Here is a 21,663-nt window from a genome sequence, read left to right as displayed (position 1 = left end):
GTTCGTCCACACGGCCGGGGGCACGTGCACCGTGTGGTCGCCGCGGGATGAACGGTGATGAACCAGTCCGAGTCAGAACAATCGGCCAGGAGGAATCATGAGGGCACTCACATGGCACGGCAAGCGGGACGTACGCGTCGACACCGTGCCGGACCCCACCGTCCGCAACGGCGACGACGTGGTCATCAAGGTCACGACGACCGGCTTGTGCGGCTCGGACCTGCACCTCTATGAGGTTCTCGGAGCGTTCCTCGACCCCGGCGACATCCTCGGGCACGAGCCCATGGGAATCGTCGAGGAAGTGGGGCCGGAGGTCACCTCGCTGAAACCCGGGGACCGGGTGGTGATCCCCTTCAACATCTCGTGCGGCTCGTGCTTCATGTGTGACCGGGGCCTGCAGTCCCAGTGCGAGACGACGCAGGTCCACGAGCACGGGACCGGAGCCGCCCTCTTCGGCTACACGAAGCTCTACGGGCAGGTGCCGGGCGGCCAGGCCCAGTACCTGCGCGTCCCCTTCGGGAACTCCCTGCCCATCCGGGTCCCCGACGGGCCGTCCGACGAGCGGTTCGTCTACCTGTCCGACGTGCTGCCCACGGCATGGCAGGCCGTCGAGTACGCGGCCGTTCCGCCGGGCGGCAGCGTCGCCGTCCTGGGTCTGGGGCCGATCGGCGACATGAGCTGCCGCATCGCCGCCCACCGGGGGGCCGGCACCGTCATCGGCATCGACCTCGTCCCCGAACGGCTGGAGCGCGTCGCCCGCCGCGGCATCCACGCCCTGAACCTCAAGGAGCACGGCGCCGACCTCGCGGACGCCGTCCGCGCGCTCACCGGAGGGCGGGGCCCGGACGCCGTGATCGACGCGGTGGGCATGGAGGCCCACGGCAGTCGCATCGCCGGCGCCGCACAGAGCATGACCGGCCTCCTGCCGGACGCCCTGGCCCAGCCCATGATGAAGCGGGCGGGAGTCGACCGCCTCTCCGCGCTCCACACCTCGATCGACCTCGTGCGGCGCGGCGGAACCGTCTCGGTGTCCGGGGTCTACGGCGGCGCGGTCGATCCGCTGCCGCTGCTCACCATGTTCGACAAGCAGCTGCACCTGCGCATGGGCCAGGCCAACGTCCGGCGCTGGGTCGACGACATCCTTCCGCTGCTCACCGACGAAGACCCCCTCGGCGTCGACGACTTCGCCACCCACCGACTGCCCCTGGAGCAGGCGCCGGACGCGTACGAGATGTTCCAGAAGAAGCGGGACGGGGCCGTCAAGGTCCTCTTCACACCGTGACCGGACCGGACCCGCAGGCCAGGGCTGTGACGGGAGGGCGCCGCGGGCGGCGGGTGTCCCGGTGGCATGCCGGACGGGCCCCGGAGGGGTGATCAAGCCGACGGGGGGTAGTCCCCGCATGTGACCGTCGCGGCCGGGACCGTACCCGGTCCCGGCACCGCCCCGCGGGCATGACGTGCCCCGGCTCCGCGGCGGTCGGCCTCCCGGCAGTCTGCGCGTGGAACTCCGGAGCGCAGGCGGAAGGACCCGTACAGGAAGACAGGCAGGTCGGACCATGGCCAAGCAGCCGAAGGAATCCCAACCCCCGCACGGCGAGGGCCCCAGCCCCCACAAGGGCACCGAGCAGCACGGGTGGTCCCCCGACGTGGACAGCACCCGGCAGCAGGACAACCCGAGCGCCCACCGCTCCTTCCATCCCGACCGGTACGCACCCGCCAAGGGCCCCGGCCGCACCGTCTCGAAGGAGGAGGCCGGGAACCCGCACGGCGAGCCCGTCAAGAGCACGAGCCGCCGCGGCGAAGACCACAGCAAGGCGGGCAGCGACGACGACGGCATGCACGACACGGGACCGAAGGGCCGCTCCCGGCGCCCCAGCGGGACCAGGGACGCGTCCGCCGTTACCGGCGTCGACCCGCAGGACCCCCCGCCCGACAGCAAGGCCCACTGAACGCCTCTGCCCGGCCCGGCACCCCGGCGGCCCCGGGGTGCCGGGCCGGGCGCCGGCTCAGGCCGGGCGGCGCACGACCGGCGCAGATGTGGTTCCCGCCGCTGCCGAGGGTCCGCCCGTGGCTGCGGTCCCGCTCGCGGCGGCGGGGACCCGGAACGTCGAGGGGTCCGGGTACGTCGCCTTCTCGGCGCGGACGACCGCCTCGACCTCCTCACGGAACGCGGGCTCGAAGAGCTCCACGGCCTGGAGGAGCCGCAGCCCCTCCAGGGTCGGCTCCAGCAGCGGGCGGGCCATCCGGGAGCCGCCGCCGGCGATGCCGGTGAACCCCTTGCGCGCCGCCTCCAGCCGACCGCCCGCCCGGTCCCCCAGGCCCGCCGTCGCGTACCCGACGATCAACGCGAGGTCCGCGAGGAGCCGCCGGGCGCCGCGGACCATCTCCTCGGCGCCCTGCAGGGTCTGGATCGAGCCACCCGCCACGTTGAAGTCGTCGCTGGTCCGCCGGGGGCCGCGGGCCCCGTACACGGCGAGTGCCTCCTCGAAGAGCCGACCCGCCTCGTCGACGGCCTTCATCGCCGCCACCAGTTCATCGATGCCGATCTCGCGCTCCACGCTGCCTCCTGGTCCGGAACTGTGCTGCACCGACCGTAGGAGGCGCAGGCTCCGGTGCGGAACACCTGTGCGCTGTACAGTTCACCTACTTTTTCGGCCGCGGCCGAAACCGCCGGGGCGCAGGGCCCGGTCGTCCGGCCGCGGCCCCCGTGCCCGGGTCCGTTGCGCTCTCGACGGCGCCCCGGTCCGGCTGGCGGGTGCCTCCGGAGGGCAGCTTTCCGGCCATCGCCACGCCACCGTCGACGGCTCCCGCCCGATCGGCCCCCGCGCCGTCCGGCTGCGGACCGGGCCGGGCGGCGCGGACGGAAAGGCCTCCGGGACGGGGCGCGGACGTGGATACTCGGGGCATGGCCCAGACCACCATCCCCCCGCGCGCGTGCGGCCCCGGCCGCGGCGCGGGCTCCCGGGCGGCGTGAGGCGCGCGTGGAGCTGCACATCGACCACCGCTGGCTGCTGGAGCGTCAGGAAGCGCTGTTCAAGGACGTGGAGGTGGCGGACCACTCGGCTCTGGTCGCCGCCGTCGCCCGGCACCGGGTGAACACCCCCCGCCTGCGGGAGGACCGACCGGACGCCTACTGGCGCGCGGCGGCCCTGCTGGAGGCGATCGTCCTGCTGCGGCCGCTCCCCGACCAGAACGAGTACTTCGCCTACGGGGTCGCCGTCGCCTACGTCGAGGCCTGCGGCGGGGCGGTCGACGCCCCGTACGAGCAGTGGCGCGACCTGATCACCGACGTGCGGCGGCTGCGCGCCACCGTCTTCGACGTCGCCGACCGCCTGCGCTCCTGGCAGCGGTAGGGGCCGCTCAGCGCCTGCGCTGCGCGGCCTTGAGCGCGTCGTCGACCAGCCGGACCCCGCGGGCCAGTCGGCTGAGCTGCTCCAGCTCGACCGCGTACATGTGGATGGTGTTCTCGATCACGGAATCGGCCACGCCCAGCGTCGGGAGCTCGGCCCGGCTGGTCTGGAGGGCCACGCGGACGGCGCGCATCTCGTGCTGCAACTGGAGCTGCACGTGCCGGACGAGGATCGCGGGGTGGCGGTTGAGCGTCAGGTAGCTGGCGTAGCGGGCCGGGAGGAGCTCCCGGAGCCAGCGCGTGGCCGTGCGCTCCCAGTCGTGGGTCCCGGGGGGTTTGACCTGCATGGGCCAGTCGGGATTGCGCGTGATGGTGGCCGTCTGGGGCATTCTCGTCACTTCCGAGGGTGTCGAACTCTGATCGAGACGTGCTGGTGGGCGGCCCCGGCCCAGGGGTTGACCGAGGCCGCCGGGGCGCTCTGCGGGATCCGAAAGCCTGGACTCGGCACCCGGGTCGCGACCTGAGGAGGATCGTCGTGCCGGGTGTCTCTTCAGAAGGGCGTGGGGTCGCCCTCCTTGGCATCTGGTGGATCCGGAGCGCCGCCGCCAGTAAACATATATACCGTTGAGTACGCAAGCGTATGAAAAAATTCATGCACGCGGTGGCGTGAATACGCCCCTCGTCCACCCCGCCGAGAGTGGCCTTAGAGGAAGAATCCGTGCTGGTCAGCGACCTGCTCATAGCTTTCGAGCCGGGCCTGCGTCCGTTCCGGATCGGCATCGGCCATGGCTTGGAGCAGTGCGGCGGACAGCACGCCGGGCGCCGCGTACGAGTCGAACACCAGGCGGGATCCGGTGCCGGCCGTCAGCGATACGTCCGCTTCGTCCACCAGGGGCCCCAGCGTGGGGTCCGTGATGAGCACGACGCGCAGCCCCGTGCTGCGGGCCGCCCGGATCGCCGCCAGGGTCTCCTTGGCGTGCCGGGGCATCGCGAAGGCCAGGACCCAGGTGCCGCCGGCCGCCCGGGACTGGAGCAGGGCGTCGAAGGCGACGCTGCCGCCGCGCGTGACCAGCCGTACGTCGGGGTGGATGCGCCGGGCCGCGTACGCGAAGTACTCCGCCAGCGAGACCGAGATCCGCAGCCCCAGCACGGTCAGGGGCACGGAGGCCGCCAGCTCGCGGCCGATGTCCAGGACCTGGTTGGTGTCGGCCAGCAGCCGCCGCACGTTCTCCAGGTTCTCGATCTCGGCGTCCACGGCGGCCTGGAGCTCGTTGCGGCGGATCTGCTCACGGCTGTCCGGGGACCCGGCGACCGCGCTGAGCGCGATGGGCTGGAGCACGTCCCGCAGGGCGGGGTAGCCGCTGAACCCGAGGGACGAGGCGAACCGGGTCACGGACGGCTGGCTGACGCCCACCCGCTCGGCCAGCTCGGTGATCGACAGGAACGCCGCCTCGGTGAGGTGGTCGATGAGGTACTGGGCGATGCGGCGCTGGCCGGGGGAGAGCCTGCGGCCGTCGAAGAGCGCGAGGAGCCGGTCCGCCGGGGGTTTGCCGAGCTCCGCCGGCTGACGCCCGCTCGGCGTGATCGCAGCCGCCTGCGCGCGTGCCTGCTGCCCCGATGACACCGGAGGGCCTCCTTCTCATGTCACTCGTGTTCAAACATAGCTCACGCCCTGTGGTCGCCGACGCGCCGGACCGTCCCCGTCTCCGGCACGAGGGCCGGCCCGGGCCCTGACGGCGCGAACGCGCGGCGGGACCCGCACACTCCTGTGTGCGGGTCCCGTCCGAGCCGCTCGGGTCACTTCGCGGCGGGGTTCTCCCAGCGGTAGAACTCGTGGGCCATGGCGTCCTTCGGGCCGCGCCAGGTCTGCGGGTCGTGCGGGCTGATGTAGGCGGTGAGCCGGTCGCTGAGCTCCCGGAACTCAGGGTGCTCGGTGACCTGCGCGATGGCCGGTCCGGGCGGTCGCTCGGACTCGATCAGGTGGAGGTACACGTCGCCGAACTGGAACAGGCTGCGGCGCGAGACCCCGACGAGCTGGGGAAGCTCGCCCGCGTCCGAGTCGGCGAACAGCTCGGCGATGTCGGGGGCCGATCCCGGCGCCATGCGGGCGACGATGAGAGCGCGGTGCATCCGGTGTGCTGCCTTTCGCTTCGGGGGCGGTCGGGGCGGTCAGCGGCGGCTGACGGCGGGAGCACTGCTCTCGCGCTCGCGCTGCTCGATCTTGTCCCGGATGAGGGCCATCTGGACCTTGGAGTTGCGGTTGATGTTGTCGGTCATCCACGCGTCGTCGACCGGGGCCTCGGGCTTCATCGCGAAGTCCTGCGTCCACTTCATCCGCGTGCCGCCGCCGGGCACCTCGTCGTACTGCCAGTGGATGTCCATGTGCGCGAACGGACCGGTCTCGACCCGGCGGGCGCGCACGGTGCGGCCCTTGCGGTCGGCGGTCCGCTCCGACACCCAGCTCCACACCTGGCCGTTCTCGTCGGGGTGCATGGTGAGCCGGAAGCGGGTGGTGTCCCCCTCCTCCTCCAGGATCTCCAGCGAGGCGTACTCACTGAACAGCTGCGGCCAGTTGGGGAGGTCGTTGGTCACCTCCCACACCAGGTCCAGGGGGGCGTTGACGGTGATCTCGTTCTCGGTGTGGCCTGCCATCTCATGCTCCTGTCATCAGGCTGTTGTTGACGAGGTCGAGGAACTCGCCGGGGGTCTTGCAGCGGTCGGCGTCGCTGGGGAGCGCCCGTCCGCGCCGGTTCTCCAGCTCGCCGACGATCCCGAGCAGACCCAGCGAGTCGAGTCCGTACGACTCGAAGGGGGAGTCGGGACGGCTCGCCATCTCGGCGGGGTCGACGGTGATGCCGGCGGTCTTCATGAGGACGGCCAGCTCCTCCATCGTCAGTCGGTCGGACATGGTGGCGTCTCTCTTCCTGTGAGGGGACTGCGGCTGCTCTGCTACCGGGGCTCCGAGGACCCCCTGCGCAGGACGAGCGCGGAGTTCGAGCCCATGCGGCCGCGGCTGAGGACGAGCGCGGTGCGCAGTTCCGCGGGACGGGCGTTGCCCGTCACCACGTCGAGGTCGTGGCACACGTCGAAGACGTTCGGAGTCGGCGGGACGATGCCGTGCTCCAGTGCCAGGACCGCGGCGGCGGTGTCGAGGGCGGGGGCCGCGCAGTACGCCCTGCCGGTACCGGTCTTGGGCGCCGTGACCGGCACCCTGCGCGCGTGTGCGCCGAGGACGTCGGCGAGGGCCGCCGCCTCGGCCGCGTCGGCCTCCGGCGTGCCCAGGGCGTCCGCGAAGACCACGTCGACCTCCTGGGGTGCGCAGCCGGCCTCGCGCAGTGCGCCCCGGATCGCGCGGGCGAGGCCCTCCCCGGCCGCGTCGGGCCGCCGGGTGCCGGTGAAGGTGGCGGCGTGGCCGGCCAGAACGGCGCGTACGGTGGCTCCGCGGGCCAGCGCCGCCTCCTCGTCCTCGACGAGGAACATCGCGCCGCCCTCGGCGGGTACGAACCCGCAGGCGCTGGGGGTGAACGGCCGGTAGGCGCGCTCGGGGTCGTCGCTGGTGCTCAGTCCCTCGTACTCCAGCTGGCAGACGATGGAGTACGGCGCGAGGGGCGCCTCCGTCGCGCCGGCCAGCATCGCCCGGCTGCCGCGGCGGATCGCCCGGGTGGCGTGCGCGAAGGCGTCGAGGGAGCCGGCCTCGTCGCTGGCGACGACTCCGCAGGGCCCCTTGAGGCCGCGGCGGATGGAGATCTGGCCGGTGCTGGCGGCGTAGAACCAGGCGATCGACTGGTACGGGCCGACGAAGCGGGGGCCCTGCTCCCAGAGCCGCTGCAGCTCGCGCTGGCCGAACTCGCCGCCGCCGGACCCGGCGGCGGTGACGACGCCCACGGAGAACGGCTCGCCCTCGTAGTCCGCGCGGCCGAGCCGGGCGTCCTCCAGGGCCAGGTCGGCCGCGGCGAGCGCGTGGTGGGTGAACCGGTCCGTCTGCACGAGGAAGCGGTCCTCGACCATTGCACCGGGGTCGAAGCCCCGTACCTCGCCCGCGACGCGCAGCGGCAGGTGCTCGCACCCGGGCCGGGTGACGCGGTCCAGCACGCTGATGCCGGACTGGGTGGCCTTCCAGAAGGCGTCGGTGCCGACGCCGTTGGGCGCGACGACTCCGATGCCGGTGATGACCGTGCGGCTGCTCACGAGACCTCCTCCTTCGACCGGGTCATGACGACGGCGGACTGGAATCCGCCGAAGCCGCTGCCGACCGAGAGCACGCTGCGCAGCTTCCGGCTGCGGGCGGTGCGGGGCACGTAGTCGAGATCGCACTCCGGGTCGGGCGTCTCGTAGTTCGCCGTCGGCGGGACCACCTGGTGGGTCATGGCCAGGACGCAGGCGGCGAGCTCGATCGCGCCGATGGCGCCGAGGGAGTGCCCCACCATCGACTTGATGGAGGTCATCGGCGTCTTGTACGCGTGGTCGCCCAGGACCCGCTTGACGGCCGCCGTCTCGTGGCGGTCGTTCTGCTTGGTCCCGGAGCCGTGCGCGTTGACGTAGTCGAGGTCCGTCGGGGATATCCGGGCCTGGGCCAGGGCCGTTTCGATGGCCCGGGCCATCTCCAGCCCCTCGGCGGTCAGTCCGGTCATGTGGTGGGCGTTGCCGAAGGTGGCGTAGCCGTTGATCTCGCAGTACACGGTCGCCCCGCGGGCCCGGGCGTGCTCCAGCTCCTCCAGGACGAGGACGGCGCCGCCCTCGCCGAGGACGAAGCCGTTGCGGTCGGCGTCGAAGGGCCGCGACGCGTGGGCCGGGTCGTCGTTGTTCGGGGAGGTCGCCTTGATGGCGTCGAAGCAGGCCACCGTGATGGGCGAGACGGGTGAATCGGAGGCGCCGGCGATGCAGACGTCCATCCGGCCCTCCTCGATGGAGTGGACCGCGTACCCGATGGCGTCGAGCCCCGAGGTGCATCCGGTGGAGACGGTCTGCACCGGGCCGCGCGCACCCGTCTCCTCCGCGACGGCGGAGGCCAGGGTGGCGGGTGTGAACGCCCGATGCAGGAAGGGGTTGGCGAGCTTGTGGTCGACGTCCCACCAGGCACCCGACTGGCTGACGGCGACGTAGTCGTGCTCCAGGCGGGTGGTGCCGCCGACGGCGGTGCCCAGGGACACTCCGGTCCGCCAGGCCTCGTCGGTGGACAGGTCGAGGCCGGAGTCCCGCAACGCCTCGCGGGCGGCGACCAGGGCGAATTGGATGTACCGGTCCGCGCGGGCCGCCTCGCCCTCGGTGAGCCCGTGTTCGGCGGGGTCGAAGTCGACCTCGGCGGCTATCCGCGAGCGGAACCCGGCCGGGTCGAAGAGGGTGATGCCGCGGGTCGCCGTACGCCCGTTGGCCAGCAGGTCCCAGAAGGCCGTCACGCCGATCCCGCCGGGGGCGACGACGCCGACCCCGGTGACCGCCACCCGGCGGCGCGTCACGAGACCACCCCGGTACGGTCCGGGGGCTGCGCCCAGGCGGTGCTCTCCGGGTGCGGTGCCTCCTCGGTGTCCACGTGGCCCAGTTCCGGGCGCGGGGCGAGCGGCCCGAGGTGGAAGACCATCCGGGCCTCGGTGTCGCCGACGTTGCGGAAGCGGTGGCGCACGTTGAGCGGGACGAGGAGTCCCTGGTCGGTGCGGAGCGGGTGCGCCTCGCCGTCGAGGTCCACCTCCAGCCGGCCGGCGACCACGTACACGAACTCCTCGGAGTACGGGTGGTAGTGCTCGGCGATGGACTCCCCGGGGGCCATGATGGCCAGTCCCATGAAGCCGCTGGTGGAGCCGACCGAGGTGGGGGTGAGCACCGCCCTGAGGTCGCCTCCGCGCCTGCGGTTGGGCGGCGTCTCGCTGAGGTCCACGATGCGTGGGCGCTGATGGGTCATGGCTGGATTCCTCCTGGCGTGTGGTGAGCCTGGACGAGGCTGGGGTGGGGGGACCGGGGGGTCAGGACTGCGCCGGTGCCCGGCGGTCGGTGACCAGCTTCATGCTGCGGTGCGCGGCGCCGACCCGCTCGGCGGGTACGGCCGTCAGCCGCTCCAGCACCGCCGCCTTTCGGGGGTCCCGGATGCCGAAGGCCCTCTCGGGATCGGCGGCCGCGGGGCCGTGCACGTCGACCAGGCGCACGACGGTGTCGTCGCGCTGGAAGATGCTGCTGCGCACGGGGCTGTCGGGGCCGTGCGCCGCCGCCTCGTCCTCTCGGGCGAGGAACCGGGCCAGGGCCGGGCCGCAGCCGGGCTTGGCCGGGTAGAACAGCGCGTGCCGCGTCACGTCGGAGGCGTCCGGTCCGGTGGCGGCGACGTGGTGGACCGCGGGGATGGCGGCGCGCATGAAGAACATGCGGGCGGACTCGGGGTCGTTCAGGTTCCGGTCCTGCTCCAGATAGGGGTTGAGGGCCTCTTCGACGGCCCGGACCCCGGGTTGCTCGGAGACGTGGCGCAGGGCCGCCAACAGGTCGCCCTGCACCTCCACCGTCCGTACGACGCGGTTGCCGTGCATGAACAGGGTCGTCCGCAGGAGCCGGGTGTGGTCGTCGACCCGGGCCGCCGGTGAGGCGTAGCTGGACAGGAGGGCCGCGACCTTCTCCTCGGTACCCGGCTTGACGGTGAACGTCAGGGCGTGGCGCACGATGCCGGCGCCGAGGCGCGGCGCGTGCTGGAGCCGGGCGGCCGCCGGCCGGGCGGCCTGGTCGTAGCCGCGGCCGGTCTCGCGCAGGACCGTGAACTTGAGCGGGCGCATGGCGCGGGCGCAGGCGCCGAGCGGCTTCACCTGTTCGGCGTGGTGCTCGCTGTTCACCCAGGCGAGGTACTGCGGGGCGCTCTCCCACTCGCTGGTGATCAGCCACTGCGAAGGGTTCTCGAAGGACTGGCACAGTTGGTCGCTGATGTGACCGGGGACGGACGCGATGTCGTCGCGGAGCTTCTCGTACGCCTCGAAGAACTGCTGCTGGGTCCCCTCGTGGAGGTCCATCAGGAGGACGACCCGGAGCATGGAGCCGTCGAAGGCTGACTGCGACACCCGTTCGGACAGGGTGGTTGTCATCTACTCACTCCTTCATGAGGGGGTGGAGATCCATCGCGTACGGACCCCTCGTCCGTCACCGGTGGCGGTCCGCCCGGGGCCGGTGGCCGCCTGGGTCGTGCACGGCGGGCCGGCGCGTCTCGGGGGGAGCCGCTGTCGCTCATCGTCATCCGGGAGGGGACGTACCGCTACATGTCCGGATCAAGCGGGTGACAACCGGCGAATCAACCGGGCCTGATCTTCGATCGGGGGCATAAAGACTCCACTCCCCCACACAGAAAACAGGAGCCCGCAGCTGATGGAAGACAACGCCGATGTTCGCGTACCGGTTCTCGTCGTGGGCGGCTCTCTCGTGGGCCTGTCCACCTCGCTGTTCCTGAGCCGCCACGGAGTGAGGCACCTGCTGGTCGAGAAGCACTCCGGTACTTCCGCGCACCCGCGCGGCCGGGGCATCAACGCCCGGACGATGGAGCTCTTCCGTACCGCGGGAGCCGAGCACGCGATCCGCCGGGCGGCGTCCGTGCTGGAGGGCAACCAGGGCATCCTGCAGACCCACTCGCTGACCGGTGACGACCACAAGTGGCTGGTCAAGGCCATCGACCCGTCCGGGGCGCTGAGCCGTTTCAGCCCGACCGGCTGGTGCCTGTGCAGTCAGAACAACATCGAGCCGGTGCTGGCAGAGCAGAGCCGCGCGCAGGGCGCGGATGTGCGCTTCTCGACGGAGCTGATGAGCTTCGACCAGGACGCCACGGGGGTGAGCGCCGTGGTCAAGGACCGGGAGACGGGTGAGCACACCACCGTGCGCGCCGACTTCCTGATCGCCGCGGACGGACCGCGCAGCCCCGTCCGGGAGGCCCTGCGCATCCCCCAGACGGGGAACGGCGAGCTGTTCCACAACGTGAGCATCACCTTCCGCTCCGAGCGGCTCGCCGACGTCCTGGGCGATCTGCGCTTCATCATCTGCTACCTGATGAAGCCGGGCGCGGACGGGGCGCTGCTGCCGGTGGACAACGACGCGCACTGGGTCTTCCACGCGCCCTGGCACCCGGACCGGGGCGAGACCCTGGAGGACTTCACCGACGAGCGGTGCGTGGAGCAGATCCGCAACGCGATCGGCGTACCGGACCTGGACGTGGAGATCGGCGGGAAGGCACCGTGGCACGCCGCCGAAAGGGTGGCGCAGCGGTACTCGTCGGGCCGGGTGTTCCTGGCCGGCGACGCGGCGCACGAGATGTCGCCCACCGGTGCGTTCGGCTCCAACACCGGTATCCAGGACGGGCACAACCTCGCCTGGAAGATCGCCGCGGTACTCGACGGCTCGGCCGGCCGCGGCCTGCTGGACACCTACGAGGCCGAGCGGCTGCCGGTGGCGCGGGCCACGAGCGAGCGGGCGTCGGCCCGTTCGGCGGAGCACAGCCATCCGGGGTACGCGCCCCCGCCCACCATGGGCGGCGGGCCCGGCAGCGGTGTCCTCACCACGGCGATGGGCTACTGCTACCCGCAGGGCGCGGTCGTCGGCGGCGATCCCGGCCGGCCCGTCATCCCGGAGGCACTGCGGCTGAAGGGGGACGCGGGCACCCGGGCCCCGCACATGTGGCTGACCCGTTCGGGTGAGCGGATCTCCACGCTCGACCTGTACGAGCGGTCCTTCGTCCTGCTCAGCGGCGCGGGTACGCCCTGGCAGGAGGCGGCCGCGCAGGCGGCCGGTCAGCTGTCGGTGCGGCTGGACGCCTACACGATCGGCTCCGGCCGGGGGGCGGACCTCGTCCAGGACGGCGGCGCCGACTGGGCCGAGGTGCACGAGATGAGCGCCGAGGGCGCGGTGCTCGTACGCCCGGACGGGTTCGTCGCGTGGCGCTCCGAAGGGGCGGTCACCGACCCCCGGGCGGTGCTGCTCGAAACCCTCTCGACGGTGCTGCGCCGGGCGTGAGCGCCTCGTCCCCCCTTCCGCCGGCCGTGCGCGCGGCCGGCGGAAGGGGTTCAGCGGCAGGCCCAGCAGCCTGCCCAGCAGCCGGCGTCGGCGCGGGCGGCGCGGCGGCCGCGGTGTCCGGGACCGGCGGCCTTCGGTTCGGCCGCGTCGTGGCCGTTGCCGGTCCGGCGCGCGTAGCAGGCGACGACGACCGCGATGGCGGCCAGTTCCTCGGGGGCGGCGACGCCCCTCTCCACGCGGATCAGGCTCGCCGCCGCGACGGTCGGGGCGAGCCCGCCCGGCTGGGCTGCCGGGTCCGGCGGGACCGTGGGGTCCGGCTGGACTGTCGTGCCCGGCTGGGCTGTCGGCGCGGTCGCGGCATCCATCGACATCGGCACGGCCTCTCGTACGGGGGCTGCCCGTGCGCCCGGTCGCCGCGCGAGGGGCGGACCGGCCCGGCGCTGACGCGGGCGGTGCACGGGTGGCGCGGCGCGCTGACGGGAGGGTTTCCGCTGCTGCGAACCGGCCGGCGGATTCTTGTCGGGTCATCAGGACCCCTGACGCGACCGACGCTACAAGCGCCCGCCGGACCCGGCACTCCGGAGCGGCCCCGCCAGCGGGCACCCCGGCGCAGGGCCGTTCGGGTGTACCCGACGCCCTCCGCGGCGGGACATCCGTCCGCGGCGGGGCATCCGTCCGCGCCCTCGGGGCTGTCCGCCCACGGGGCGCCGGCCGCGCCCTCGGTGCCGTCGGCGGCCCGCGCCGCGTCCGCCCACCGCGCCGCCCCCGCGGCGTCCTGCGCCTCCCGGGCCGTCCCCGGGGCCCCGCTCCGGAAGGAGGGCCGGCCATGAGCGGTTACCAGCCCCTGCTCTGCCGTGGTTGTTCCGGTCACCTGTACGCCGTGTGCACCACGGACCGGGCCGGCGGCAACGCGGCCGGGCAGTGGGAGGTCGACCACGAGACCCCGGCGCCGTGCCCCCTCGCGGGGCTGCTGCCCCTGACGGGGACGGCCGCGGCCGTCCACGACCTCCCCGGAGCCGACGAGGTGCTCTGGCCTCCCGCCTGACGCACCGCACGTTGGGCCGCTCGGGTGACGCGCCCTCCCCTCCCGCCCTCCCGGACCCTGCCGGGACCGGGCGACGGGGCGGTGCCCGGCGGCCCCGATCCGCCGCGGACCGGCCGCCTCCCCGTCCTGCCCGTCGACGGTGAAGGCGCCCCGTGGTCAGATGCGTTGCGCCCGGTGGAGGAGGGTGTGCAGCCCGTGCGGGCGCAGGGCGGCGCGGGCCGCGTTCGCCCCGGGCGCGCCGTGGACCCCTCCGCCCGGGTGGGCGGCGGCGGAGGCGAGGTAGAGGCCCTTGACGGGGGTCTCGGGCCGTCCGGTGCCGGGGGTCGGGCGGAAGACCGTCTGCTGGTGGAGGGCGGTGGTGCCGTTGTTGATGGCGCCGTTGTGGAGGTTCTCGTTCATGGCCTGGAGGGTGGTGGGCGCCAGAATCCGGCGGGCTCCGATCAGCGCGCGGAATCCGGGCGCGTACCGCTCCACCTGCGCTTCGACGCGGTCGGCCATGGCTTCCTGTTCCCGGGTGTCCCAGCGGCCGGTGATGCCGTCGGGGCCGGCGTCGGAGGTGATGCGCTGCGGGAGGTGGGTGTAGGCCCAGGCCGACTCCGTGCCGGCGGGCGAACGGGTGGGGTCCGCGGTGGTCATCTGGCCGAACAGCGCGAACGGTTCGTCGGGGACCTGTCCCGCGGCGATCTGCGCGGCGAACCGGGTCAGGCCGTCGACGCCGTCGGCCAGGTGGACCGTCCCGGCTCCGGACGCCTGCGGCGCCGTCCACGGCACCGGGCCGGTCAGCGCCCAGTCCACCTTGAAGGTGGCGAAGTCCCACTGGAAGCGTTCCAGGTCCCGCAGGAGGCGGGCCGGCAGGTGCTCCTCGCCGACGAGCTCGCGGTACAGGGCCGGCGCCGAGGTGTCGGCCAGCACGGCCCGCCGTGCGTCGACGCCCTCCCCGCCGGCCGTCCTGACGCCCACGGCCCGGCCGCCCCGTACGACGACGGAGGCGACCCGCTCCCCGCACCGCAGCACGCCGCCGCGGCGCCGCAGGCGGCTCACGAGCGCGGCGGTGAGCGCGCCCGCCCCGCCGACGGGCACCGGGAAGCCGTGGCTCTGTCCCAGCATCGACATCAGCCAGCCGAAGCCGCCGCTGCCCGCGGCCTCCGGGGACAGGTCGGCGTGCAGGGCGTTGCCGGCCAGCAGGAGCCGGCCGCCCTCTCCGGCGAACTGCTCCTCGCCCAGGCGGCGCACCGGAAGGGCCAGGTCGCGGGCCAGCCGCAACCCGCCGGCGGCCCGGAGCCGGGCGGCCAGGCGCAGTCCGGAGCGGACCGGCGGGAAGGGGGTGAAGAGGGCCTGGACCACGTCGGGGCCCACCCGCGTCCACACCTCGTACAGGGCCTGCCAGGCGTCCGCGTCGGCCGGCGCGAACTCGGCCAGCCCGGCCGAGGTCTCCTGGGCGCGGCGGTGCAGCACGGCGCACCGTCCGTCACGCAGGGGATGGGCCAGTACGGACGGGGCGTGGCTCCACCGCAGGCCCTCCGCGGCGAGGTCGAGGCGGGCGAGGACCGGGGAGGCGGCGGCCAGCGGATAGAAGGAGCTGAACAGGTCTGAGACGTGGTCGGGGTGGACGCCGCGGTCGCTGCGGACGGCGCCTCCCGGCTCCGGCTGCGCTTCCAGTACCTCCACGCTCCAGCCCGCGTCGGCCAGCAGGTTCGCGGCCACGAGGCCGTTCGGGCCCGCGCCGATCACCACCGCGTCAGGCATGGCGGGCTTCGGTGCGGTCCCGCTCCACGACCTCGGCCAGGCGGGCCAGCATGCCGCGGTGCCGCAGTTGGAGCAGCGCTTCGCTGACGGAGTTGTGCAGGGCGCCGCCGAGGCCGCGCAGCGGGTGCTCGTCGCAGATCACGAGGGTCTCCTCGCCCCAGGGACGGAGCTGCAGGAAGATCCTCGCCGTGCCCAGCGCCTTGGCCGACGCCTCCAGCTCCAGCTCCCGGCCGGTTTCCCGGTGGCGCACCGTCGTCACCCCCTCGGCCGACCACGGACCCAGGCGTACGGTGTACCGCAGCCGGGACCCGACCTCGGGCCAGTCCCGGTCGAGGGGCGCGGACGTGGAGGGGCCCACCACCCACTCGCCGTACCGGGTGGGGTCGGCGAGCACCGCCCAGACCGCTTGCGGGGGGCGTCGGATCAGCTGATGACGGACGGCCATGGGATGAGCCCTTCTGCCGGGACGGAGGGTTGCTCCTGCTGGTGCCACCGGGATGTCACGGTCATGGTGCGGGTACCCGCGGAACCTCGCATCTCACCCGTACCGGCTCGCGCGGCCGGGGAGACGGGACCCGGACGGTCTCCGGAGCGGATCGTCCTGGTCCCCATCTCGGTCCCGGCGCCACGACCGGACGGTACGGCTCCGCGCCCCGGCACGGGCGGCGCGCCGGTGGGCCGCGCCCCGGACGCGGGGGCGGCCCACCGGTTTCACACCGTGGTCAGGGAGCTTCGGAGGTGTCAGGGCTGTCCTGCTCCTCACGGCCGAGACCGGGGCGCTGCCGCTTGGCCGAGTGGCCCCCGGCATCCGCTTCGCTCCCGCCCGGTCCGTGCGCCACGGCTTCGTCCGCCTGCTTCCTGGCCTCGCGGTCGCCGCTCTCGCCCTCTGCCTCGGACGGGGTGGTCCGCGGGTGCTTCCGCGGCTTCTCCTGGTCGGTCATGGTGGTCTCCCTCGGTGGTGCGGTCCTCCGGCGACTACCCCGTCCCGTGCCCCTCAGACGTTCGCCCCCGGCGCTCCGGCCGACGCGTGCCGGCTCAGAGCCATCCGTTGCGGCGGAACGCCCGGTAGAGGGCGCCCGACGCTGCCGCCATGATGCCGACGGCCAGCGGGTAGCCGTAGCTCCAGCCGAGCTCCGGCATGTGCTCGAAGTTCATTCCGTAGACGCCGGCGACCATGGTGGGGACCGCGAAGATCGCCGCCCAGGCCGAGATGCGCCGCATGTCGTCGTTCTGCCAGGTGCCCACGCGGGCCTGCTGGGCGTCGAGCACCGAATTCAGCAGCTCGTCGAGGGTGCGCACCTCGGTGTCGGTGCGGTGGAGGTGGTCGGCCACGTCGCGGAAGTACGGCAGGACCCTCGGTGAGAGGTCCTCTCCTTCCTCGCCGAGGCCCCGTAGGAGACTGTGCAGCACGGGGACGAGGGGCTGGACCGCGTCGCGGAATTCGCGCACCTCGCGCTTGAGGGAGTAGATGTCCTCGGTGTGGTCCACGCGGGACGTGGAGAACACCCGGTCCTCCAGTCCGACCAGCTCGGCGCGGACGCGTTCGGCGGCGTCGCTGTAGGCGTCGACGGCCACGTCCAGGACCGCGTGCAGCACGGCGAGCGGCCCGAAGCGCAGCAGGGCCGGGTCGGCGTCCAGTCTGCGGGCGGCCTCGGCGGCGGGGTCGACGTCCCCGTGGCGGACGGTGAGGACGTACCGGGGGCCGACGAAGAGCATCATCTCGCCGGTCTCCACCGCGGTCTCGTCTTCGACGTACCAGAGCGTCTTGAGGGCGACGGCGAGGACGTCGCCGAACCGCTCGCGCTTGGGACGCTGGTGCGCCTGCACCGCGTCCTCCACCGCCAGCGGGTGCAGGCCCAGCTCCGCCGCGAGTTCCGCCAGCTCGGACTCCTGCGGATCGACCAGCCGGATCCAGCCGAACTCGCCCTCGCCGAGGTCCCGCAACCGCTTCAGGACCACCCTGCACGCCTCGTCGCCGAGACCGCACTCCACCGTCTCCGCGGCGCCCGAGCGCTCCTCGTACATCACACATTCCATGTCACGCTCATGCTTCGGCGCGGCGCGTTCATGCGGGCCGGGGGGTGGGCCTGCTCACACCCCGGCCCGGGGACCGCCGTCCCGTGCGGGCCCGCCGGGCCGGCCGGTCAGGCGGTGCGGGCCTGGCGCAGCGGCGCTCCCGCCGCGTGGAGGCTGGCCAGGGTCTGCCGGTAGGAACCGATCAGGCTGGTCTCCAGGTAGCTGACGCCCAGCTCACGGCAGTGGCTGCGGACGATGGCCTGGGCCCGGCGCAGGTGCGGGCTGGGCATGCTCGGGAAGAGGTGGTGCTCGATCTGGTAGTTCAGACCGCCGAGCACCAGGTCGGTGAACCGGCCTCCGCGCACGTCGCGCGAGGTCAGCACCTGGCGGCGCAGGAAGTCCGGCCGGTCCGCGCCCCGCAGGACCGGCATGCCCTTGTGGTTCGGGGCGAAGATCGAGCCGAGGTAGACGCCGAAGAGGCACTGGTGGACGAAGAGGAAGGCGACCGCCTTCCCGGGGGGCAGCACCAGGAACAGCGCGCCGAGGTAGGCGCCCGTGTGCGCGACCAGGAGGGCTGCCTCCCACCCGCGGTTCTTGAGCGTGCCGCCGAACAGCGAGCGCATCCCGGACACGTGCAGGTTGAAGCCCTCCAGGGTGAGGAGGGGGAAGAAGAGGAACGCCTGGGAGCGGCCGAGGAGCCGGGGCAGTCCCCTGGCGGCCCGGGCCTGGCCCTGGGTCCAGACGAAGATGTCCGGATCGAGATCGGGATCGAGCTCCTCGTGGTTGGGATTGGCGTGGTGGCGGGTGTGCTTGTCCTGCCACCAGCCGTACCCCATGCCGATGCCGAGGTTGCCGGCGATGCGCCCGGACAGTTCGCTGGCCCGGCGCAGGCGGAAGACCTGGCGGTGCGCGATGTCGTGCGCCAGGAGGGCGACCTGCCCGAAGACGACGGCGAGGAAGCCCGCGGCCGCCAGCGTCCACCAGCTGTCGCCGATCAGCACGAAGGCGGTCCAGCCGGCGGCGTACAGGGCCGTCACGAGCGCGATGCGGAGCGCGTAGTAGCCGGGGCGGCGAGCCATGAGCCCGGCGGCCTGGATCTTCTTGGAGAGGCGGGCGAAGTCGCTCCCCGTCTCCGGCTCTCCGGGCGGGGGGCGCACCGTCTGCTGGGAATTCATGTCCGAAGTCACTTTCCGTAGGTGTCGGGCCGCGACCGGGGCCCGGCTGCTCGGCGGAGGGCCGGCGCCCGCCTCGTACTGCGCCTACCCGGAATGACGGAAGTGACGTGCGGCCGCACCGACGGGTTGCGAAGCCGCCGCGGCCCGGACGCGGCTTCCGACCGGTCAGACGCCGACCGCTTCCTCCATCTCCTCCTCCGTCTCCTCCTCTTTCTTCACGCGTCGCGGGTCGGCCGGGTGCGGTGCGGAGGGCGGCTGCACGGCGGCGCGACGGTGTTCGACGAGCGCGGCCGCGGCGGTGAGCAGCAGGCCGAGGACCAGCCACAGGACGAGGGTCCACACCTGGTGGGAGAGGCCGTCGTGGCCGAAGTAGAGGAGGCTGCGCAGCCCCTCGACGTATCCGGCGCCGTTCCAGAAGGCGTGCAGGGCGCCGAAGAAGCCGTCCTGGAGCTCGGGGCGGAACAGTCCGCCCGAGCTGGTGAAGTTGAGCATCACGAAGAGCACCATCATGGCCAGCGTCGTCCAGCGCTTGAGGAAGGTGTGCAGACCCACCCCTGTGAAGAGGATGCCGGCGGAGTAGAGCCAGCTCAGGCCCCAGACCCCGGTGAGGCCGTGGTGGGCGAGGTGGAAGACGGGCCCGGCGAGCAGGGCGCCGATGGCGCTGACGGCGCCCGAGACGCCGACCACCAGCAGGGCGCGGCCGCGCATGCGCAGCGCGGCTCCCGCGCCGCCGAGAACGGCCACCGACGCGTACGAGCCGATGCTGACCGCCACGAGCAGGAAGAACAACCCCTGGCCGGCGGGGTCGTCGGCGACGGTGGGCACGACATCGGTGACCTCGAGCGGAGCGCCCTGCCGGGCGGCGACCGGGGTGAAGACCTTCTCCGCCACGGTGGCGCCCGTGTCGGAGGCGGCGGTGGCGACCAGCAGTTCCGGCGCGGTGTCGTTGAGCACGTAGGCGCCCGTGATGCGGCGGTGCCGCAGCGCGTCGACGGCTTCGGCGCGGTCGCCGAGTGTGCGTACGTCCAGTGCCCCGCCGGCCTCGTCCTCGACCGTCTGGGCGAAGACCATGGCCCGGGGGCCCTCGCCCACCACGGCGACCGGCAGGTGGTGGGGCTCCGGCTGGACGAAGGCGCCCATGTAGGCGAGTCCCATGCCGAGACACATCAGCAGCGGAGTCAGCAGGTGGGTGAGTACGTGGCGCAGCGCGGGATCGCGCGGGCGCCCGCCGGCGGCGGCCGGGCCGGATGCGATCCGCGGCTCACGGGGGGCGTGCCCCGCGGCGTGATGGCGGACGGGCGGGTGAGCGGGGGTGCGACCGGGTGCGTGACCGGACATGCGAGTGGACCTCCGGTGTCGGCGCGGGCCGCACGGCGGCGTACACCCACACATGGTTGGCATATACAACTTCCTATTGAGTTGTACCATACAACTACATGGCGAGAGGAGCCACCGTGGCCACGGACACGACCGGCGCGGACCGCCCGGACGACGGGCGGCGGGAGGCGGCCGTCGAGACGATCCAGCACCAGATGACCTCCTTCGCCCGGCGGGCGCGCTCCGCCGCCGCGCGGATGCACCCGGAGCTCTCCCTGGTCTCCTTCACCCTGCTCAGCCACCTGGAGGAGCGGCGCGGGTGCCGCGCCCGCGACCTCGCCGACCACTACGCGCTGGACAAGTCCACGGTCAGCCGCCAGGTGGCCGCGCTGGAGCGGGCGGGGCTGGTCGAGCGGGGCACCGATCCGCGGGACCAGCGGGTGCAGGTACTGGAGCTCACGGCCGCGGGTGCGGCGATCCTGGCCCAGGTGACGCGCGACCGGCGGGCGGTGTTCCACGAGCGCCTCGCGGACTGGGACCCCGACGACCTGGACCGCTTCGCCGCGTACCTCACGCGCTACAACGGGACGGCCGAGCCGCCGGGAATGCCGCCGCCCAATTAGTTGCTATGTACATCGACCAATGGGCGCCGGACTCCGCAGCCGGCGCTGCCCGACCCCAGGAGAAACACATGTCGGACCAGCCCCAGGCACAGCCCGCAGACGTCGTCGCACGGCTGCGCGCCACCTTCGCCACCGGCCGCACGAAGCCCCTGTCCTGGCGCACCGCCCAGCTCGATGCGCTGCGGACGCTGCTGACCGAGCGCGGCGACGAGCTGGCCGCCGCGCTCCGCGCCGACCTCGGCAAGAGCCGCGCGGAGGCGTACCGCACCGAGATCGACTTCACCGTGCGCGAGATCGACCACACCCTGGAGCACCTGGCCGGCTGGCTGGCCCCCCAGTCCGCCCCCGTACCGGAGCGGCTCCACCCCGCGGTCGCCCACACCGTGCTGGACCCGCTCGGCGTGGTGCTCGTCATCGCCCCCTGGAACTACCCCGTCCAACTGCTGCTCGCCCCGGTCGTCGGCGCGCTCGCCGCCGGCAACTGCGTGGTGGCCAAGCCCAGCGAACTGGCGCCCGCCACCTCGCGCGCCGTCGCCGACCTCCTGCCGCGATACCTGGACACCGACGCGGTGGCCGTGGTGGAGGGCGCCGTGCCGGAGACCACCGAGCTGCTCGCCCAACGCTTCGACCACATCTTCTACACCGGCAACGGCCAGGTCGGCCGGATCGTCATGAGGGCCGCCGCCGAGAACCTCACCCCGGTCACGCTCGAACTCGGCGGCAAGTCGCCCGCCTTCGTCGACCGCGGCACCGACCTGGGCGTCGTGGCCGCCCGGCTCGCGTCCACCAAGTTCATGAACGCGGGCCAGACGTGCGTGGCTCCCGACTACGTGCTGACCGACCCCGAGACCGCCCGGGAGCTGGAGAAAGCGCTCACCACCGTCCTGCACGGACTCTACGGCGACGACCCCGCGGCCTCCCCGGACTACGGCCGGATCGTCAACGAGCGGCACTTCGACCGGCTGACGGGCCTGCTCGACTCCGGCCGCACCGTCGTCGGCGGCGGCCACGACCGGTCCGAGCGCTACATCGCCCCGACCGTCCTGGCCGACGTGGCACCCGACTCCCCCGTCATGCGCGAGGAGATCTTCGGCCCGATCCTGCCCGTGGTGGAGGTGGCCGGGCTGGACGAGGCCATCGCCTTCATCCGCGACCGCGACAAGCCGCTGGCCCTGTACGCCTTCACCGAGTCCGCCACCACGCGCGACCGCCTGACCCGGGAGACCTCCTCGGGCGGCCTGGCCTTCGGCCTGCCCGTGGCCCACCTCACCGTCTCCGACCTGCCGTTCGGCGGAGTGGGCGAGAGCGGCATGGGCAGCTACCACGGCCGCTACTCCCTGGAGGCCTTCAGCCACCGCAAGGCGGTGCTCGACAAGCCGCTGGGCTGACGGGCCCCTCTCCGGGCTCCCGCCGATCCACGCCCGGTGCCGG

General features: G+C 73.3%; 24 protein-coding genes. 7 read left to right on the top strand and 17 right to left on the bottom strand.

Going from position 1 to position 21,663, the window contains the following annotated elements:
• Window positions 1–97 precede the first annotated feature (97 nt).
• Window positions 98–1,282 carry a zinc-dependent alcohol dehydrogenase gene (locus ACFWU6_RS17310; RefSeq protein WP_383809388.1) on the top strand — a complete coding sequence of 395 codons (1,185 nt, stop codon included), beginning with the start codon at window positions 98–100 and terminating at the stop codon, window positions 1,280–1,282.
• A gap of 274 nt (window positions 1,283–1,556) precedes the next feature.
• Window positions 1,557–1,949 (top strand): hypothetical protein, encoded by a 393-nt coding sequence (locus ACFWU6_RS17305; protein ID WP_383981761.1) that lies wholly within the window; start codon window positions 1,557–1,559, stop codon window positions 1,947–1,949.
• A gap of 57 nt (window positions 1,950–2,006) precedes the next feature.
• Here the strand turns inward: ACFWU6_RS17305 and ACFWU6_RS17300 are convergent, their stop codons facing one another.
• Window positions 2,007–2,558: a hypothetical protein gene (locus ACFWU6_RS17300; protein ID WP_383808921.1), complete on the bottom strand. Its 552-nt coding sequence runs from the start codon at window positions 2,556–2,558 to the stop codon at window positions 2,007–2,009.
• A gap of 423 nt (window positions 2,559–2,981) precedes the next feature.
• Here ACFWU6_RS17300 and ACFWU6_RS17295 point away from each other — a divergent pair, with 423 nt between their 5' ends.
• Entirely contained in the window at window positions 2,982–3,353 is a 372-nt protein-coding gene (locus ACFWU6_RS17295; protein ID WP_383808924.1) for a toxin Doc, read from the top strand.
• 7 nt (window positions 3,354–3,360) lie between these two features.
• On the opposite strand, the gene ACFWU6_RS17290 is transcribed toward ACFWU6_RS17295, so the two are convergent.
• From ACFWU6_RS17290 to ACFWU6_RS17250, 9 genes are all read right to left on the bottom strand, one after another.
• Window positions 3,361–3,738 carry a hypothetical protein gene (locus ACFWU6_RS17290; RefSeq protein WP_383808927.1) on the bottom strand — a complete coding sequence of 126 codons (378 nt, stop codon included), beginning with the start codon at window positions 3,736–3,738 and terminating at the stop codon, window positions 3,361–3,363.
• A 314-nt stretch (window positions 3,739–4,052) separates the two neighbouring features.
• On the bottom strand, window positions 4,053–4,973 hold the full coding sequence (locus tag ACFWU6_RS17285) for a MurR/RpiR family transcriptional regulator (protein WP_383808930.1): 921 nt from the start codon (window positions 4,971–4,973) through the stop codon (window positions 4,053–4,055).
• Window positions 4,974–5,146: 173 nt separating this feature from the next.
• Window positions 5,147–5,479, bottom strand: a complete 333-nt coding sequence (locus ACFWU6_RS17280; RefSeq protein ID WP_383808933.1) for a TcmI family type II polyketide cyclase — start codon at window positions 5,477–5,479, stop codon at window positions 5,147–5,149.
• 39 nt (window positions 5,480–5,518) lie between these two features.
• On the bottom strand, window positions 5,519–6,001 hold the full coding sequence (locus ACFWU6_RS17275) for an SRPBCC family protein (RefSeq protein WP_383808936.1): 483 nt from the start codon (window positions 5,999–6,001) through the stop codon (window positions 5,519–5,521).
• 1 nt (window position 6,002) lies between these two features.
• Complete coding sequence (locus ACFWU6_RS17270; RefSeq protein WP_383808938.1) at window positions 6,003–6,257, bottom strand: acyl carrier protein; 255 nt, start codon at window positions 6,255–6,257, stop codon at window positions 6,003–6,005.
• A 41-nt stretch (window positions 6,258–6,298) separates the two neighbouring features.
• The gene (locus tag ACFWU6_RS17265) at window positions 6,299–7,537 is read right to left on the bottom strand and encodes a beta-ketoacyl synthase N-terminal-like domain-containing protein (protein ID WP_383981759.1); all 1,239 of its coding nucleotides are present in this window, start codon (window positions 7,535–7,537) and stop codon (window positions 6,299–6,301) included.
• On the bottom strand, window positions 7,534–8,805 hold the full coding sequence (locus tag ACFWU6_RS17260) for a beta-ketoacyl-[acyl-carrier-protein] synthase family protein (RefSeq protein WP_383808944.1): 1,272 nt from the start codon (window positions 8,803–8,805) through the stop codon (window positions 7,534–7,536). The genes ACFWU6_RS17265 and ACFWU6_RS17260 overlap by 4 nt, the downstream gene beginning before the upstream one ends.
• A complete protein-coding gene (locus tag ACFWU6_RS17255) occupies window positions 8,802–9,245 on the bottom strand; it encodes a cupin domain-containing protein (protein ID WP_383808946.1) in 444 nt (147 codons plus the stop codon). The genes ACFWU6_RS17260 and ACFWU6_RS17255 overlap by 4 nt, the downstream gene beginning before the upstream one ends.
• Before the next feature lie 61 nt (window positions 9,246–9,306).
• Window positions 9,307–10,401: a SchA/CurD-like domain-containing protein gene (locus ACFWU6_RS17250; RefSeq protein WP_383808949.1), complete on the bottom strand. Its 1,095-nt coding sequence runs from the start codon at window positions 10,399–10,401 to the stop codon at window positions 9,307–9,309.
• A 277-nt stretch (window positions 10,402–10,678) separates the two neighbouring features.
• Here ACFWU6_RS17250 and ACFWU6_RS17245 point away from each other — a divergent pair, with 277 nt between their 5' ends.
• Window positions 10,679–12,310 (top strand): FAD-dependent oxidoreductase, encoded by a 1,632-nt coding sequence (locus ACFWU6_RS17245; RefSeq protein ID WP_383981757.1) that lies wholly within the window; start codon window positions 10,679–10,681, stop codon window positions 12,308–12,310.
• Window positions 12,311–12,360: 50 nt separating this feature from the next.
• Here the strand turns inward: ACFWU6_RS17245 and ACFWU6_RS17240 are convergent, their stop codons facing one another.
• Window positions 12,361–12,681 (bottom strand): acyl-CoA carboxylase epsilon subunit, encoded by a 321-nt coding sequence (locus ACFWU6_RS17240; RefSeq protein WP_383981755.1) that lies wholly within the window; start codon window positions 12,679–12,681, stop codon window positions 12,361–12,363.
• Between the two features lie 455 nt (window positions 12,682–13,136).
• Between ACFWU6_RS17240 and ACFWU6_RS17235 the strand changes: the two genes are divergently transcribed.
• Window positions 13,137–13,355 (top strand): hypothetical protein, encoded by a 219-nt coding sequence (locus ACFWU6_RS17235; RefSeq protein ID WP_383808958.1) that lies wholly within the window; start codon window positions 13,137–13,139, stop codon window positions 13,353–13,355.
• 156 nt (window positions 13,356–13,511) lie between these two features.
• On the opposite strand, the gene ACFWU6_RS17230 is transcribed toward ACFWU6_RS17235, so the two are convergent.
• The 6 genes from ACFWU6_RS17230 to ACFWU6_RS17205 all read right to left on the bottom strand — a co-directional run bounded on the left by ACFWU6_RS17230 (window position 13,512) and on the right by ACFWU6_RS17205 (window position 19,459).
• Entirely contained in the window at window positions 13,512–15,101 is a 1,590-nt protein-coding gene (locus ACFWU6_RS17230) for a phytoene desaturase family protein (protein WP_383981753.1), read from the bottom strand.
• Entirely contained in the window at window positions 15,094–15,546 is a 453-nt protein-coding gene (locus ACFWU6_RS17225) for an SRPBCC family protein (protein ID WP_383808964.1), read from the bottom strand. Before ACFWU6_RS17225 ends, ACFWU6_RS17230 begins: the two co-directional genes overlap by 8 nt.
• A gap of 277 nt (window positions 15,547–15,823) precedes the next feature.
• A complete protein-coding gene (locus ACFWU6_RS17220) occupies window positions 15,824–16,042 on the bottom strand; it encodes a hypothetical protein (protein WP_383808967.1) in 219 nt (72 codons plus the stop codon).
• A 94-nt stretch (window positions 16,043–16,136) separates the two neighbouring features.
• Window positions 16,137–17,138, bottom strand: a complete 1,002-nt coding sequence (locus ACFWU6_RS17215; RefSeq protein ID WP_383981751.1) for a magnesium and cobalt transport protein CorA — start codon at window positions 17,136–17,138, stop codon at window positions 16,137–16,139.
• 107 nt (window positions 17,139–17,245) lie between these two features.
• Entirely contained in the window at window positions 17,246–18,292 is a 1,047-nt protein-coding gene (locus ACFWU6_RS17210; RefSeq protein ID WP_383981749.1) for a fatty acid desaturase family protein, read from the bottom strand.
• 165 nt (window positions 18,293–18,457) lie between these two features.
• Window positions 18,458–19,459 carry a hypothetical protein gene (locus ACFWU6_RS17205; protein ID WP_383981779.1) on the bottom strand — a complete coding sequence of 334 codons (1,002 nt, stop codon included), beginning with the start codon at window positions 19,457–19,459 and terminating at the stop codon, window positions 18,458–18,460.
• 365 nt (window positions 19,460–19,824) lie between these two features.
• Between ACFWU6_RS17205 and ACFWU6_RS17200 the strand changes: the two genes are divergently transcribed.
• Window positions 19,825–20,232 carry a MarR family winged helix-turn-helix transcriptional regulator gene (locus tag ACFWU6_RS17200; protein ID WP_383809011.1) on the top strand — a complete coding sequence of 136 codons (408 nt, stop codon included), beginning with the start codon at window positions 19,825–19,827 and terminating at the stop codon, window positions 20,230–20,232.
• Between the two features lie 68 nt (window positions 20,233–20,300).
• The gene (locus tag ACFWU6_RS17195) at window positions 20,301–21,620 is read left to right on the top strand and encodes an aldehyde dehydrogenase family protein (protein WP_383808976.1); all 1,320 of its coding nucleotides are present in this window, start codon (window positions 20,301–20,303) and stop codon (window positions 21,618–21,620) included.
• The last annotated feature ends 43 nt before the right edge of the window (window positions 21,621–21,663 follow it).

Origin of the sequence: Streptomyces sp. NPDC058674 (assembly GCF_042716505.1) — a bacterium.
Lineage (GTDB): Bacteria > Actinomycetota > Actinomycetes > Streptomycetales > Streptomycetaceae > Streptomyces.
This window is presented reverse-complemented; position numbering and strand designations above follow the sequence as displayed.

Coding starts and splice junctions, on each gene's coding strand:
- ACFWU6_RS17205 (WP_383981779.1), bottom strand. CDS start 19,459: ATGTGTCTCGGCATGGGACTCGCCTACATGGGCGCCTTCGTCCAGCCG.
- ACFWU6_RS17235 (WP_383808958.1), top strand. CDS start 13,137: ATGAGCGGTTACCAGCCCCTGCTCTGCCGTGGTTGTTCCGGTCACCTG.
- ACFWU6_RS17305 (WP_383981761.1), top strand. CDS start 1,557: ATGGCCAAGCAGCCGAAGGAATCCCAACCCCCGCACGGCGAGGGCCCC.
- ACFWU6_RS17310 (WP_383809388.1), top strand. CDS start 98: ATGAGGGCACTCACATGGCACGGCAAGCGGGACGTACGCGTCGACACC.
- ACFWU6_RS17280 (WP_383808933.1), bottom strand. CDS start 5,479: ATGCACCGCGCTCTCATCGTCGCCCGCATGGCGCCGGGATCGGCCCCC.
- ACFWU6_RS17220 (WP_383808967.1), bottom strand. CDS start 16,042: ATGACCGACCAGGAGAAGCCGCGGAAGCACCCGCGGACCACCCCGTCC.
- ACFWU6_RS17275 (WP_383808936.1), bottom strand. CDS start 6,001: ATGGCAGGCCACACCGAGAACGAGATCACCGTCAACGCCCCCCTGGAC.
- ACFWU6_RS17225 (WP_383808964.1), bottom strand. CDS start 15,546: ATGGCCGTCCGTCATCAGCTGATCCGACGCCCCCCGCAAGCGGTCTGG.
- ACFWU6_RS17230 (WP_383981753.1), bottom strand. CDS start 15,101: ATGCCTGACGCGGTGGTGATCGGCGCGGGCCCGAACGGCCTCGTGGCC.
- ACFWU6_RS17195 (WP_383808976.1), top strand. CDS start 20,301: ATGTCGGACCAGCCCCAGGCACAGCCCGCAGACGTCGTCGCACGGCTG.
- ACFWU6_RS17200 (WP_383809011.1), top strand. CDS start 19,825: ATGACCTCCTTCGCCCGGCGGGCGCGCTCCGCCGCCGCGCGGATGCAC.
- ACFWU6_RS17270 (WP_383808938.1), bottom strand. CDS start 6,257: ATGTCCGACCGACTGACGATGGAGGAGCTGGCCGTCCTCATGAAGACC.
- ACFWU6_RS17245 (WP_383981757.1), top strand. CDS start 10,679: ATGGAAGACAACGCCGATGTTCGCGTACCGGTTCTCGTCGTGGGCGGC.
- ACFWU6_RS17290 (WP_383808927.1), bottom strand. CDS start 3,738: ATGCCCCAGACGGCCACCATCACGCGCAATCCCGACTGGCCCATGCAG.
- ACFWU6_RS17255 (WP_383808946.1), bottom strand. CDS start 9,245: ATGACCCATCAGCGCCCACGCATCGTGGACCTCAGCGAGACGCCGCCC.
- ACFWU6_RS17210 (WP_383981749.1), bottom strand. CDS start 18,292: ATGAATTCCCAGCAGACGGTGCGCCCCCCGCCCGGAGAGCCGGAGACG.
- ACFWU6_RS17240 (WP_383981755.1), bottom strand. CDS start 12,681: ATGTCGATGGATGCCGCGACCGCGCCGACAGCCCAGCCGGGCACGACA.
- ACFWU6_RS17250 (WP_383808949.1), bottom strand. CDS start 10,401: ATGACAACCACCCTGTCCGAACGGGTGTCGCAGTCAGCCTTCGACGGC.
- ACFWU6_RS17215 (WP_383981751.1), bottom strand. CDS start 17,138: ATGGAATGTGTGATGTACGAGGAGCGCTCGGGCGCCGCGGAGACGGTG.